This is a genomic window from Pristimantibacillus sp. Z349TD_6, from assembly GCF_056173205.1.
In genome coordinates this window covers 2,638,186-2,652,603 of sequence record NZ_CM149662.1, presented here as the reverse complement: position 1 = coordinate 2,652,603, position 14,418 = coordinate 2,638,186, and the positions used below count along the sequence as shown (strand labels likewise).

10 protein-coding genes are annotated in these 14,418 nt (G+C 48.6%); 1 reads left to right on the top strand and 9 read right to left on the bottom strand.

The genetic code is table 11. The annotated features are described in order from the left end of the window. Positions 1-115: 115 nt before the first annotated feature. From AC0VYE_RS11060 to AC0VYE_RS11025, 8 genes are all read right to left on the bottom strand, one after another. A complete protein-coding gene (locus AC0VYE_RS11060; protein ID WP_475447880.1) occupies positions 116-2,314 on the bottom strand; it encodes a helix-turn-helix domain-containing protein in 2,199 nt (732 codons plus the stop codon). A 100-nt stretch (positions 2,315-2,414) separates the two neighbouring features. Further along, a complete protein-coding gene (locus AC0VYE_RS11055; RefSeq protein WP_475447878.1) occupies positions 2,415-3,371 on the bottom strand; it encodes a glycoside hydrolase family protein in 957 nt (318 codons plus the stop codon). Positions 3,372-3,397: 26 nt separating this feature from the next. Further along, the gene (locus AC0VYE_RS11050; RefSeq protein ID WP_475447876.1) at positions 3,398-4,852 is read right to left on the bottom strand and encodes a sulfatase-like hydrolase/transferase; all 1,455 of its coding nucleotides are present in this window, start codon (positions 4,850-4,852) and stop codon (positions 3,398-3,400) included. Between the two features lie 34 nt (positions 4,853-4,886). Further along, complete coding sequence (locus AC0VYE_RS11045; protein WP_277747986.1) at positions 4,887-6,359, bottom strand: alpha-L-fucosidase; 1,473 nt, start codon at positions 6,357-6,359, stop codon at positions 4,887-4,889. Next, positions 6,356-7,774 carry a sulfatase family protein gene (locus AC0VYE_RS11040; RefSeq protein ID WP_475447873.1) on the bottom strand — a complete coding sequence of 473 codons (1,419 nt, stop codon included), beginning with the start codon at positions 7,772-7,774 and terminating at the stop codon, positions 6,356-6,358. The genes AC0VYE_RS11045 and AC0VYE_RS11040 overlap by 4 nt, the downstream gene beginning before the upstream one ends. Next, positions 7,767-8,204 carry an RbsD/FucU family protein gene (locus AC0VYE_RS11035; RefSeq protein ID WP_475447871.1) on the bottom strand — a complete coding sequence of 146 codons (438 nt, stop codon included), beginning with the start codon at positions 8,202-8,204 and terminating at the stop codon, positions 7,767-7,769. Before AC0VYE_RS11035 ends, AC0VYE_RS11040 begins: the two co-directional genes overlap by 8 nt. 140 nt (positions 8,205-8,344) lie before the next feature. Next, positions 8,345-11,374 carry a sugar-binding protein gene (locus AC0VYE_RS11030; protein WP_475447869.1) on the bottom strand — a complete coding sequence of 1,010 codons (3,030 nt, stop codon included), beginning with the start codon at positions 11,372-11,374 and terminating at the stop codon, positions 8,345-8,347. A 129-nt stretch (positions 11,375-11,503) separates the two neighbouring features. Then, positions 11,504-12,721, bottom strand: coding sequence for a family 16 glycosylhydrolase (locus AC0VYE_RS11025; RefSeq protein ID WP_475447867.1), 1,218 nt, complete (start codon positions 12,719-12,721; stop codon positions 11,504-11,506). A gap of 442 nt (positions 12,722-13,163) precedes the next feature. On the opposite strand from AC0VYE_RS11025, the gene AC0VYE_RS11020 reads away from it, so the two are divergent. Then, positions 13,164-13,427 (top strand): substrate-binding domain-containing protein, encoded by a 264-nt coding sequence (locus AC0VYE_RS11020; protein ID WP_475447865.1) that lies wholly within the window; start codon positions 13,164-13,166, stop codon positions 13,425-13,427. Here the strand turns inward: AC0VYE_RS11020 and AC0VYE_RS11015 are convergent. Next, on the bottom strand, positions 13,424-14,395 hold the full coding sequence (locus AC0VYE_RS11015) for an aldose epimerase family protein (RefSeq protein WP_475447863.1): 972 nt from the start codon (positions 14,393-14,395) through the stop codon (positions 13,424-13,426). The two genes, AC0VYE_RS11020 and AC0VYE_RS11015, sit on opposite strands and share 4 nt — an antisense overlap. Positions 14,396-14,418: the final 23 nt, after the last annotated feature.

Genomic DNA, 14,418 nt, shown 5'->3' with positions numbered 1-14,418 from the left:
TACAAATGATTAAAAACGCTTTCATCCATTTGATTTTTCATTATGCATTTTCAAAATAAACAAAAAAAACAGCCGCTGTAAGCGGCATACAAGGAAGGAAATTCGACCAATCCAATTATTGCCCGGAAAATGTCCGATAATGCGTAGGCGTCACACCATGCATACGCTTGAACGCTCTGCTGAATGAATTCAGCGACGAATAACCAACATGATCAGCGATTTGTTCAATATTGAGCCGGGACTCCGATAATAGCTCCTTGGCTGCATTCATCCGCTTTCTGTTCACGTATTCCGTGAATGAGCAGCCTGTATGTTCTTTCACCAGCAACGAAAGATAAGTCTCTGATATTTGGAATTGATCCGACAGCATGGGCAGACATAAGGAAGGATCTGAATAGTGGAGGTCCAGATAACCGACAATATCGCACATCAGCTCTTCATTACGAATACGCTTCTGGTCGCTGATCTTGCTCGCAATGTGCTGGTACAACTTTGTGATTCGATGAAAGCAGGCTTCCGCTTCACCTGCTCCTTGAGGCAATTGCAGAAAAGACATCATATCTATACTTTCATCCTCAAACATCTGCCTGCCCGACTGATCCATAAATTTGAGTGCCGTACTGACCAATTCGGACAACAAGAGCCGTAAGACAGGTTCGATTAACGAGCGCTCAACAAAGTTTTCGACATACAAGCTGTCAAAGGTATTGTCAAGCTCCTCCATGTTCCCGCTGCGCAAATAGTTAAGCAGCTTCTGCTCCACATCGACCGGATAATAATACGATTGCGGATGTCTGGGCAAATCATCGTAATAGGGCATGGGACTAGAGGATGGCATACCGAAGGACAAGGCAATGGAGGCCTCTTCGAAGGATGCCGACACATCCATTAACGAAGAATAGGGTCTTCCTATTCCGTATAGCACGGCATGCTGGAAGCGTTCAAGAAACAGCTTCTGAATGGCAGCCAGCTTCGCAGTCAGCTCTTCCTTCCATGCATCCTCACTGACCGTATCAGAGGCATAAATAATCGCCAGCTTGTTCTCGCCAATATCCAGCATACAAGCATGATTTCCCTCCAGCTCCGCGATACATTCCCTTAAGCCCGCTTTTTCCAGATCCAGCTTCTCCAGTGCTCCCTTATCGATCGACTCCAGGATATATGGCAATTGAATGATGATGACGGAATATCGCTCGCCGTTCAACGGAATGTCCAAGTAATGCATCACCGACTCCATTTCTTTCTGGCCGGAATAAGCGCCATCCAGCAGGCGCTGCAGGAATGCCGCCTGCAGCATCGGCTTTTGCTCTTCCATGCTTCGAAGCAGCCGCACATTATGCGACTCTAATTGGAACACCGTCTGAATGAGCGCTTTCAAAGGTCTGCTGTTGCGATAAGCGAACAGAACGGAAGCCACGCCTCCAATAGCCAGCATGCCGAAGATAATAACCGCAGATATTTTTTTGACATAGTATACCTTTCGCAGCACGATATGCTCAGGCTGTACCGCAACGAGCCTCCAGCTGCCGTTGTCGAGCCCAATGGAGGTGACGAATTGACCGGAAAGCTGCTCCTGTCCACTATGGCTGGTTCGAGGAAGGAATTCGCCGCTGCCGGTGACACCGGCAATAATGTCACCCTCCTGGTTGGCCAGATAGGCATAACCGCCCTCCGACAGGTCAATCGAACGCAACGCATTCCTTATTGACGTGCTGTCGATGAACATCACAATATGTGACAAATAATAGCTTGGATAACCAATGGTATGAATGTAAGGAATCAGCGGACGTTCACCTTTAGCGCTGTGGAAATTCAGCTCCGGCATCATCTCCTGATAATAGTACCGATCCTCAAGACCCTCAATAAATGTATGGACGGAATCCGACTGCACTTCCGCGCTGGAAGCTCGGGATAATAAGCTATGCTTGTCAGGAGATATGATAAACCGGCTTTTTATATAATGGATATAGTAAGTATCAATGGATGATGTAATGGCCGAATAGCTTCCCAGCTGCTTTTGCAACTCCAGCAGACGTGTAATGCTGCTTCGCTCATACGGATTCTCGATTTGCTGCATAGCAAGCACCTTCGGATTCTGACTCAGGCTGAGGGCAAGCTGATTGGTCTCTATAATCTGCCGATCCAAATGCTGCTTGGCCAGCTGCAGGACGGCCTGGTTGCGGCTGGACACCTCCTCCTTCACCACCCGGCTCGTCTGTTGATACATGATGACAGATACCAGACTGGCAAGCAGCAGCATGCTCAAATAAGGTATAAGAAATTTGAACACCGGTCTCCCGCGACGATTGGACATGTTCTCCCCCCTTGGCTCGTTCCATGTACAGTTTAATTGAAAGCGTTATCATTTTATTGTATCATAATCTTTCTTCACTCTGGAAGCGCCCCCTTGCTTCTTATTTCCGGATTTTTAATACTGCTCCACTTGATCGTTGACCATTCCAGCCCATAAGCGCCAAGAACAGATAATCGGGTTTTCCGTTCCTCATGAGCACTTGCGGCCTCTCAAAGCGGTACTCTGGTTCATCAAAATAATAATGACTTGGGTAATAACCAATCGTTGGCTGGGACCATTGCAAGCCGTCTTCCGACTCCAGATAGATTCCACCTCGTTCGCTGAACACCCCCATATCTCGCATAAGCATATGGTATTTCCCATTTTCTTCAAAGACATAGGCGTCCTCTGCTTCAGCCGGGATGCAGGAGAAGTCAACCAGCGGATTAGCGGGATGCTTGATATAAGGGCCTTCAATATGCTTCGCAATGGCCACCCCCATTTTACGCATATTGTCGTTGTACCGATCCCATGCTTTGTAATAAAGCCAGAATTGTCCGTCTTGATGCTGCAGCAAAGCCGGATTTACTGTAATGTAGCTGTCCCACATCCCTTTGTCTTCACTTACATCTAATATGGGTTCATTGCCTACTCGGCTCCAGGGACCATACAATGAATCTGCTATAGCCAGCCCAATACGTTGGGTATGCACAGTTCCATCGGAATTGCCCAGGTAGAACATCGCATACTTTGAACCGATTTTTTGCACCGTTGGATTATGAATGGTCGCTGCGTCCCAGGCTTTCCCCTTCCTACCAGTCATCACTGTACCCAACACCTTATATGGGCCTCCAGGCTCGTCGGCTACAGCATGAGCAATTTCACTTACCTTCAACCATCCTTCATGTCCTGCATCTAGCGGCCATCTGGAGAAGAACACATGCACCTTACCTTCCTCGTCGTAGATGGGTGAACAACACCAAACATGATAATGACGGTCCTCCAGGATACGTCCTATTGGTTCGAGTCTGTGGCTGAATAGTGAAGCTTCTGCTGATTCCACACCAAAACCTCTCATATGTCTCCTCCTAAGCGAATGAATCTTCACGACTTGAATGTGCCTGCCTCTATTCGGCCCCGACGAATAGATTTCATCTGACCGAGGCCTGTAACCGGCGCATATACACCGTCCGATTCCGGCAAGACGTATTGGCTAAACCAGTTGCCCAGACGTAATTGCATGTCCTCAATGGTTAGCGCGCAGCTCGTATCTTGAATGCGATTAACATTCTCTTCCGGATCTCTGCTAAGCTGGTACAGCTCATGCGGTCCATACGGATATCTGTGCACATACTTCCATTCCTTCGTTCGAATCATACGAACGGGACCATATTCATCATATACAACGATATGTTCATTATGATTTCCCTCTGTCCCTAGCATTAGCTTCGCAAAGCTTCGGCCTGGGCCTATCTCGTGATGATGAAGCTCAATGCCTGCATACTCCAGCAATGTCGGAAACACATCATATTGGCTTACAAGCTCCCGAAGCACTTGTCCCGCTGGAATCATGCCCCGATGATGGAATATAGCTGGAATCTTCACTGAAGTATCGAACATATTAAGTGGAAACGTTCCGTTTCCTTTGCCCCATATACCATGGTGTCCCATATTCATTCCGTTATCGCTCATAAAGACAATCAGAGTATTATCTCTAATCCCCTTCTCATCCAGCTTCGCAACGATTTGTCCGATACCATGGTCCATGGCCGTTATAGCTGCATAATAGCCCTGCAGCAGCTCCCGTCGTCTGTCCCCTTCTCCTCGTGGACAGGTTGGAATTTGATTGGGGTGCGCTGGAAGCTCTGGAACAGAGTTGAACTCACAATCGTCATACATTTGCAAGTACCGTTCAGGATGCTCCGAATGCTCCCATGGGGAATGTGGTGCCGTATAATGTACGCTTAGATAAAATGGATCAGCCGTGGTCGTCAATTCCTCAATAAAATGAATGGCATGATCTGTGATGAGATCAGTCACGTAGCCATCCTCCATACGGAATTCATCTTGCTCCACAACGTCTGGCTTCATGTAGGAGCAGCCGCCTCGCACAATGGTATACCAATGATGAAATCCATGCTGGGGTTTAGAGCTGTTGCCCAAATGCCATTTGCCGCTTAACGCGCAACGATACCCAGCTTGACAAAGTAAGTCGGTATAAGTGAGTTGACCTTCCAAATAAGACTCTGCCTGATGCTCCTCGTTGAAGACTGACATGCTGCTCATCGAGTTTGGAAGCTCTGATTTGTTCACATTCCCTGAACGAATCCAATCATGTACGCCATGCCTTGAGGGGATCGTACCCGTTAGAATGGAAGCCCTTGCTGGGGAGCATACGGGTGATACACAATAAAACTGATCAAACCGCGCTCCCCCCTCCGCCAGCTTATCCAAATGCGGGGTTTTTATTTCCGAATTGCCAGCACAGCCTAACGCCCAGGCTCCCATATCATCAGCTAGAATAAATACAATATTGGGCTTCGTGCTACTTTTATGCATTATGATCGCTCCTATTTTTCTTGTTTGGCAGCAACTACTCCATTCCAATTTTGAAGCCTGTAGGATACGGAGTTACAGCCAGTGAAGAAATATCGATCTCCAACCCCTCATCAGAAACTGTCCATTCAAGCGGCAGGTTGCCATCAAGAGTGTTTACACTTGAAACGACACTGCGGAAATGACGTGAATTCGTGGACAGGGATCGGATCATAACGGTTCCGCTAGGGGGCAGCTTCATAACGAAAGCATATAACGTCCCGTCCTTGAAGGTGAATCGGATATCTTCTTCTGTATAGGCACCCCGCTTGCCTTCCGTGTGCATCTCTTCTCCCGATTGGGTCGGTCCTTCACCATATATCTTCCAATGTGTCGTATCGTAGATGCCTTCCCCGTTCACGGCAAGCCAATCACCTATCGCAAGAAGGATTGACTCGTCTTCCTGCGGAATCGTTCCGTCCGCCTTCGGTCCAATGTTCAACAACAGACAACCGTTCTTGCTCACTATATCGATCAGATCACAAATCAAGTCCGCCGGGTCCTTATATTGATTATTGACACTGTGAGACCAAGAGTTGCGAGCAACAGAAGTGTCGGTCTGCCACAGCTCGGGACGAATGCCATTCAATTGACCGCGTTCAATATCGAACACTGCTGTGCCATGCATATAAGCGTCCAGCTTGTAATTGATCGCAACCTCCGTCCCCCACTCCGCTGCCCGATTATAATAATAGGCTGCGAATTTCTTGAGATATGGCTTGAAGCGGATATTCATGATCCACCAGTCGAACCAGACGATCGATGGCTGGTATAGGTCAACAAGCTCGCAAGTTCTAAGCAGCCAATCGGTCAAGAACACTTCGTCCGGTCCTTCCCCGTGAATCGTCCATTCCGGATCCCTTGGCTGAGCCGGACCATATAAGCCGCGGAAGCTGTCGTCCTGGACATCCGAATGAAAGGTCATTCCACCGTCGTAGAACCACCAGTTCTCCGCTCGATGTGAAGACACCGCGAATTTCATTCCCTTCTCCTGCACAGCTTCCTTCAGCGCTCCGATGATATCGCGCTGCGGCCCCATCTTCGCGGCATTCCATTGCGACAATTGGCTGTCGTACATTTGGAAGCCATCATGATGCTCAGCGACGGGCATCACATACCTTGCACCCGCTCTTCTGAATAAGCTTGCCCAAGCCGCAGGATCAAACTTTTCTGCCTTGAACATCGGAATAAAATCCTTATATCCGAACTCATGCTGCGGACCATAGGTTTGAATATGGTAATCAAACATGCTGACATCCTGCCGATCCCGTCTGGCGCTATCCTTCAAGTACATTTCACGAGGATACCACTCATTCCCATAAGCAGGGACCGAGTAGACTCCCCAATGAATGAAGATGCCGAACTTGGCCTTCTTGTACCAATTCGGCACGGTATAGCTGCTTAACGATTGCCAGTTATCCTGAAACGGTCCATTCCTAATCACTTCATTTATTTGATCTATATTTATCATAATTGTTCATCTGCTCCTTGCGTGTGTCTGTCGATATGCGACCAGAACTGTTGTCCTGCCGGATGCTCGCGGTCTCCTGAACGATAGCTGTGCTCTAACAATTCTTTCATTAATACTTGCTCCATATGGGAGAAAGCCGGATCTCCAATTAGATTGTATCGCTCTAGGGGGTCCTCGCTTAAATGGAACAATTGGGAGTTATGGTGATAGACGATGAGCTTGTACTCTCTGCTCTTCACGGCTCGGACAAGGTCGGCATAGGCGAAATACAGCCTATCCCGATCCGGGATTGCTCCGACGCGAGAGAACAAAGGGGCTAGACATGCTCCTTCGACTGACGATGGAATCGGAACTTGCGTTAATTCGCATAAGGTAGGGTAGATGTCGGATAAATATACAAATTCATCTCTTTGCTGGCCTTTCGGTATCCCCGGCCCAGAGAAAATGAGCGGAACCCTTACGCTATGCTCATAGCAGCTTTGCTTGCCCATTAGTCCATGCTGGCCTACGGCAAGTCCGTTGTCTCCTGTGAATATGATAATCGTATGATCGAACAGGTCCGTTTCCTTCAACGCATGGATAATATCGCCGATTCGATCGTCCAGATGTGTAATCATGGCATAATATTCTGCCAGATGCCTTCGAATTTCTTCCTCAGTGCGCGGATATGCTGCCAGTTGCTCATCTCTTATACCGCGTATGCCATAATCGAAAGCATGCTCGCTGGCGGCATTGTCAGGCAGCTTCAATTGCTCTGGATCATACAGGTCCATATACTTCTTCGGCATGCTTCGAGGATCATGGGGAGCCATGTAGGACACATAGAGGAAAAACGGCTCCTCCTCCTTATGCTGACGAATCCAGTTTACGGCGGTATCCGAGAACAGGTCCGTGGAATGAACACCAGCCTGGACCTTGTCTGCAGGTCGATATTCTACTTCATTTGACAACATTCGGTCTCTAATTACAGGAATTGAACCCGAGTAGTTTCCATCCGCGTGATAATGGTAAGCGGGGACATTCCAATGATCCTCCATCCCTCCAAAAAAGATATTCTCTCCGTCGCTGAAGCTCCGGTTAAAGGAGGCGGCGCCGTTATGCCATTTGCCAATGCCGAAGGTGGCGTAACCCGCTTGCCGGAACGTTTCCCCCATCAGTACATGTTCCTCAGGAATGCTTCTTCCGTCGTCATGAATATGGAACAACGTTCTTCCTGTATGCAGCATCGCGCGGCTGGGCATACAGACTGCACCTACCGTGCCGCCTGGAATATGAGCCTGCCGGAAGACGGTACCGTGCTCCAGCAGATTATCCAGATGCGGCGTATGAATGTCGGTATTGCCCAAAGCATGCAGGGTATCATATCTTTGGTCGTCTGCGAACAGGAACACAATATTGGGCCTCTGGTCAATCATGCTCACGAACGACGCCTTTCTTCAGAATCAGATTGCCGTATTGTGCGCGTTCACCAGTTGCAACAATTACATACGCTGAACTGCTACGCTCATAAAAGCTGAATCTCTCCAGCGATTCCAATGAGGATGACAATCCTGTCTTTCTATTCAGAATCGCTTCATAGGAGTCCCAAATCGTTGTCTCTACAGGATCGCCCGGAACAACGGCCATAACCGCGGCAGGTTTCTCCACATAATCGTCCAGTGGAAGCACCTTGACGATCGCTTCCAGCAATTCAACAATGCCAATTCCATCGCATCGTACAAGTCGTTGCGCATGGCTTGCAGTTGGAAAGTTGGCATCCGCCAGCACCAGCTCATCACCATGTCCCATCTCTCTCATCCATTTCAACAATTCCGGCGGTAATAATCCGGGAATTCCGATTAGCATCTGTGTTCCCCCTCATGCTGTCCTCTTTTGCGAGACGATTTTTTAAAGCTCGCATGGGTTGAAGGACTATGACATTACTTCTGTAATCAGCATAGTCCTTCAACGCTGTAGAGAGAAGATGCAATCTCGACTTGCAATGTTCAAATATCGACTTCTAACACATACTCAGACAGAAGCCAATGGATCCAGAGCGCGCTCTCTTCTCGGGTTAAGTAGACGGGAGCGTCATCTTGGAGAGGCGGCTGGGTCTTAGGGGCAGCCACGCCCGTCAGCTTGATGGCATTGTCCAGCATTTCAAGTCCTTCTTCTATGGTCAAGACTTGCATCGGTCTGAACGTATGATCCCCATAGCCTCGAATCAATTGATGCTCATGAGCCGTACTGACGTAAGCGCCATACCAGCTGGATGCACTGACATCCTTGAACGGCTGTTGGTTCGACTCCAGTCTCAGTCCAAGCGCCCGCACCAGCATAGCGGTAAATTCAGCGCGGGTAATCTGCCCTTCCGGTCGGAACGTTCCATCCGGCAGCCCTCTTACAATCGTTCGAGCGGCAAGCCTGCGAATGATTTCTTCAGCCCCGGATTGCTTGATATCGAGTAGTCGTACTTCATGCCCGACAAGTGTATACATACTGTTGGTCAAGCTTCTGATGCTCGCATGCCACTTCCCTTCCAGGGATACCATGCTCGTGGGCACATGACGGACGCTGCCATCCGGCTCCACAACGACGGCAGTAGCTACTTGCGCCGGATCAAGCCCACTCGGCAATGGCATGGTTCGCTCTACATAGGCGTCGAAGGACGTAAGCTCAATGACTTGGGTGCCATACATCACTTGAATGACAAATGAGATGGGCTCACCGATCGACTTTAAAGACTGAGCATCCGTTGCAATTACGACCCTTCGTTTCTCTTCCTCTGTCGGCTTCCCAATCCGCAGCTGCACCTGAACCTCAGCCAGGTCTATATCTCCCGAGTCCGACTGCTCAAGGATGGATTTCCAGCTCTCTGATGCGATGACTTGCCGAACAGGTAGCCTATAGCTTGCCATATTTGTTTCGAAAGCAAGGATCGCTTGCTTGTCGGCCAAAGCGGTTAACAATGAACCATCAAATTGCCCAATCACAATATCTGCGTTTTCGTTGACCTCGATTGATACAACCGCCTTTTCATCAAGTGAATTCAAGACCTTCAATAATCCCTTTCGGTCGGGATAGACTGTTGCTGCCGATTGACCTTCAATCAGGGATTTCACAACCGTTCCACCTGAGATCAACTGTCCGTTCATGGTCAACTTGACTAGATCTGGAACGGGAGACGGCACATAGGTATATACCGGCGGCACATTTGCCGCGACTGAGCTTAGCTTCAAATCACCCGTCATCCCCATGTTCTGCCATACTTGATCAAGCGGATCGTTCCAGCCCAAATATCCTTGTCTCACCCCGGAGGGCTGTCTCGCATCATTCACTTGTATATCAAAACCGATCGTTGAGCCCGCTGGCCTAACGATGGACATCCACGGGACAGCCATCTCTACAACGTAACCATCATTGGTCCGATGAACAGATTGTTGGGCGCCTTCAGGTACGTTGATGCCGGAGCTGCGGCCCATGTAATCCACATTCCACTTGATATCGTTCCCGTCATAGGGCTTGGCTTTCTCATTGCCGCCATCCACATACACTTCAACGGAATCGTTCTTGTACGTCTCGTTGGGTTCGGTTCCCGTAAGATCGGCGTCCTTCACTTCCGTTCGTATATACAGAAAGCGATCATCCCACAGTGTCTTCGCGATTGCTGTGATCGAGGTGCTCCCGCCTTTCACACGCAAAGAACCGATTTCCTTCGCTTGGCTCCACAACGGATCTGGACTTGAAGCGTTCAGCGCAGGTGTGCCGCGAAGCGCTTCCGCTTCCTTAACCGGCGGCAGCTCCATCTCCGGCTCATCCGACACGGGCTCGTTAGACCGCCAGACCCTCACATATTCGATGACATATTCTCCGTTTGGACTCGCCATGGACGCTTCCGACGGGAGTCCCGCCCACGTAAACGTTTCCATATCCATAAATATATATTGATTCTCGTGGAAAACATCATTCCGAATTTCACGAACCAATACGCCATCATAATAGAAACGGATCCACTTGGCATTCCAATCTAGCCCGTACACATGGAAATCTGCCGTCAGATCATCCTTTGAATGGTAGACGCCAGGGTTAGAGATATCCTTGGTCCAGTCCCCTCCAGCGTAATAATGTGTATTCATAGGCATTTCATATCCGCTGTCTGGATTGACGGTTGATCGTCCTACCGTTTCATACACATCTATTTCCGTCTCGTTGCCCTGCAACCAGAAGGAGCTCGTAACTGAGACAGGTGCGGCTTTTGCTTTAATTTCATAGTATCCATAGCCCGTTTTTGTTTTGGACTGGACAGCAGCAGTCGTGTATTTCTCATACTGCGGGCTATTGGGGCCAAGCTTCGCATTGGCTTCCGCCATCTCAGGTATCGTTTCATATTTGGCTGTCAATATTAATTGACCGTTCTCTTGCCTGATGTTGCGCGGCGAGAAGATCGAGGGCTGCCTGCCTAACCAGTACGTATGATGATCGTTCCATTTATTCGTGTCTAGAGCTGCGCCCCCGAATTCATCGGAATAATCCAGGCTGTACTTCCAGCTTCGGACATTGTCCGAAGCGGATAACGGATAGATGGAATTATCAACTATATTCTCGTTAATGACCGGAGGCGGCAGTACTTCAACCAGCAGCTCAAAGTCATCGGCGTAGACTGTACCGGAACCGCTTTCGTTATACAGATAGACCTTTGCGGAAGTTTCTACAGCGCCTGTCTGGAAGCTCACTTCGTATAAGCTGTATGTTGTCCCACGAATAGGGATATAGCTGTCTTCAGCACCGTTGTGCTCCTTAACCCCAAGAGTGGCTCCAGCGCTAGTTCCCAGCTTGGCGTACACAGCTGCCTTGTATTCAGTATTGGACTGTAGACCGGACACCGGAAATTCGATTGCGCCTTGACCAGAATACACAAGCGCGTAATTTCCGGTATAGGCATGCTCCGTCATAACAGCTGCCGAACCACTTCCCCATTTAGAATAGCGAGCAGGCAGCTGTCCTGATTCAAAGCTTCCGTTCTCAAACGCATTCACCCTGCTCGCCTCCTCCGCTCTAGCCTGAGAAGCAGGCATTCCCAATAAGCTTAGAGTGACTACAACAAGGATAAGGGAATGAACCGATGCATTGCCCCTTTTATTCATATAAATTTTTCCTTCCCACAGTTATTTGTGCCAGGCACGAATGTAATCCACCTCGAATAGGGAATTCAAGCTGTCTCCCGGAAGTCCGTCCCATTCAAATATTTCAGTATCCAAAAAAATATATTGATTCTCGTGCATAAATGAATGAGGCTTTGTACGAATCAATTGACCATCGAAATACCATTTAATCTGTGTTTGGCTCCACTCCACACCATAGATATGATAATTAGCTGCAAGCCTAACGTTCGTTTGATAGTCGAATGGATCTGCAATATCATTAGCCCAACCATTGCGGAAATCATGAGTGTTAGTGGGCATGATTGTATCCTTATGAGTGTTCCTCGTTGAATTCCCTACCGCTTCAACTACATCAATCTCCGAATAATTACCCTGCAGCCAGAAGGAGCTTGTATGCGAAGCGTCTGCCGCTTTCATCCTTACCTCATAATAACCGTAAGGCGCTTTTGTCTTGGACTGGATAACCGCCGACGTAATATAATTATCGTTGAGCATCGTCTCCCCAGATGCTGCATTTACCTTTCGGACAACTGCTACTTCATCTCCATATACAATACCGCTGCCTCCGGCGTTATATACGTACACCTCAGCACTGGTATTTGTTGAGCCCGTCGTGAACTCCACAGTACCCAACGTCCAGCTTGAACTGGTTACTTCCTTCAGCTTTTCTGTGCTTCCATAATTTTTAACGCCTACATTCACTTTGCTGCCCGATCCTTTTTTTAACCACGCCGAAAGCTTGTAGGTCGTATTAGGCTGCAGTCCAGTAATAATCTGCTGAACAGCACCTTGACCATTAATGACCACCCCATATAGGTCGCGGTATTTGGCTGAGACAGATGCTGATTTCGCACCTGAACCCCAAGCAGACCAATTGGACAGATTGCCTTTTTCAAAGCTTCCATTTTTTATTAGGTTTTCATTTTTCGTTCGAAGCTTTGCTGTACCATTACTTACCCAGACGTTCGAAGGATCGAACTGAGAAGGATTGCGTCCACTCCAATACGTATGCTTATTTAACCATTTCGAAGTATTTAGTGACGAACCGTTAAATTCATCGCTAAACGTCTCGTTTACACTCCAGCCTCCCGTATTGCTGGGATCGGAAGCCGGCCACGATACCGCCGCCTGAGAGGATTGAACGCCGTAGCTGACAGGAGCAGTGATTATTACCATAATAAAAAGCAAGAAGACGATCTTGCCCTTTAAAACCTTTGGCATTGTCATCACTCCATTCATCTCATTATTAGAAAGCGCTTACTCGAATGGTATCACCCCATTTCTTAGTTCATGTCATTCATTGTAAAGGAATCAACAGGGATCCATAATTAACATTTTCGACTAGTAATAGCAGGATAACTACTACTATTGGACAACGGAGTTTTTTGTCATCAGAAATAAATGTGAAAGAGGCCTCCATGTAGAGGCCTCTCATAAATCTAAGCATCAAGCGCTAAAAATTGGTTGCTATAATTTAGAAGCATGGTCGCTCGTAATAAAATCCATTGCCGAAATGCCGAATCGTCCTTTGGTATTAGTCGTGAAAAAGCTGGTTACTTTAGGATTTATATCATTCTTGATTTCACGAATATTCGGAATGCCGAACAAGCCTGGCTTGTACCCGCTAGTATAGCCGACTGTTATCTTTGCCGCTACGGATGATATGGCGGTTGGGGTGCTTAATGGCGCTCTAGATCACGGTCTACGCGTTCCTGATGACATCTCCATTATCGGCTTCGACGGCAGTGCGGTTGCTGAGATTGTTCGTCCGTCCATAACCTCCATGCAGCAGCCTATGGACGAGCTTGGCAGGAAATCGGTTGAATATATTCACGAGTTAATTGTCCATCCTGATTTGATCATTGATGAAGACATTATCCTGCAGCATTGGCTAGTGGAACGCGAGAGCTTCAAGCCAAGAGTTTAAGATGACTCCTCCACCCACATACAAGTCTCGAACGTCACACGCTCGCCAGGAGCAATGCCTCTTGCTCCCGTCATCTCCGGGGGATAAGACAGATTGAAGGCGTCAGTCAGACAGGAGTATGGCTCCAGGCAGATCGACTCTGACCAATTGGGACGGAAGATAAGCAGATAGGGGAAGGTGTTCCCAATGGAATAGGCGATCGTATAGCCTTCTTCTATCATCCGCAGCCGGCAGACACGCTCCTCACACTCCTGAAGTTGCACCATAGCTGAGCCAAGAGGAGCTATACGATCCAGCGAAAGCCCCTCGCGCAGCTCACCCGCGCGTTCGGTATTAGCTGGGACACCTTCAATGAAGGTAAAGGTTGAGATTGGCCATTCCTTGACTGCCGGAGCTTGCAACAGAGCTTGTCCGCCCGGCAGATTGAAGTAAGGATGAAGGCCGAAGGCGAACGGGGCCTCGTCCTCTCCCTCATTGACGATGACGCCGTCCAGTCGAAGACGTCCACCTAGCAAGGAGATCGTCACGTTGAATATGAGAGGATGCGGGAAGTACGCCAGCATATCCTCATGATCGGAATACCGAAACCGAAGCACAACATAAGCCCCTTGTTCTTCCGTTCCTCCCCATTCCACGGCCTCCCAGCTTCTTCGCGCCAGCTCGCCATGCAGATGGCGGTCCGGCTGCTCATTGATAGGCAGCTGGTAAGGTCTTCCCATGAAGGTAAAGCTTCCGCCTTGCACGCGATTTGGCGGGAATAACAGGGGGGTGCCGTACATGAATTCATTCCCTCTCAAATCATGAATAGAGCCCGGCGCAGCTAACAGCTCTCGCCCAGATGAATGAAACCGAATCAGATTCCCGCCAATCTCCGGCACAAGCTGCGCACAATCTCCACGCTCTGTATCCCGCAGCTCGACAAGCGAATACCCATCCTGGACTTTACAAATAACCTCAAATGGATTCATACTTCCTCTCCCTCTCTTCCTAA

What these genes read in the sequence shown, in the direction of transcription:
- AC0VYE_RS11060 (WP_475447880.1), bottom strand. Translation starts at nt 2,314, where the DNA reads ATGTCCAATCGTCGCGGGAGACCGGTGTTCAAATTTCTTATACCTTAT.
- AC0VYE_RS11055 (WP_475447878.1), bottom strand. Translation starts at nt 3,371, where the DNA reads ATGAGAGGTTTTGGTGTGGAATCAGCAGAAGCTTCACTATTCAGCCAC.
- AC0VYE_RS11050 (WP_475447876.1), bottom strand. Translation starts at nt 4,852, where the DNA reads ATGCATAAAAGTAGCACGAAGCCCAATATTGTATTTATTCTAGCTGAT.
- AC0VYE_RS11045 (WP_277747986.1), bottom strand. Translation starts at nt 6,359, where the DNA reads ATGATAAATATAGATCAAATAAATGAAGTGATTAGGAATGGACCGTTT.
- AC0VYE_RS11040 (WP_475447873.1), bottom strand. Translation starts at nt 7,774, where the DNA reads ATGATTGACCAGAGGCCCAATATTGTGTTCCTGTTCGCAGACGACCAA.
- AC0VYE_RS11035 (WP_475447871.1), bottom strand. Translation starts at nt 8,204, where the DNA reads ATGCTAATCGGAATTCCCGGATTATTACCGCCGGAATTGTTGAAATGG.
- AC0VYE_RS11025 (WP_475447867.1), bottom strand. Translation starts at nt 12,721, where the DNA reads ATGCCAAAGGTTTTAAAGGGCAAGATCGTCTTCTTGCTTTTTATTATG.
- AC0VYE_RS11020 (WP_475447865.1), top strand. Translation starts at nt 13,164, where the DNA reads ATGGCGGTTGGGGTGCTTAATGGCGCTCTAGATCACGGTCTACGCGTT.
- AC0VYE_RS11015 (WP_475447863.1), bottom strand. Translation starts at nt 14,395, where the DNA reads ATGAATCCATTTGAGGTTATTTGTAAAGTCCAGGATGGGTATTCGCTT.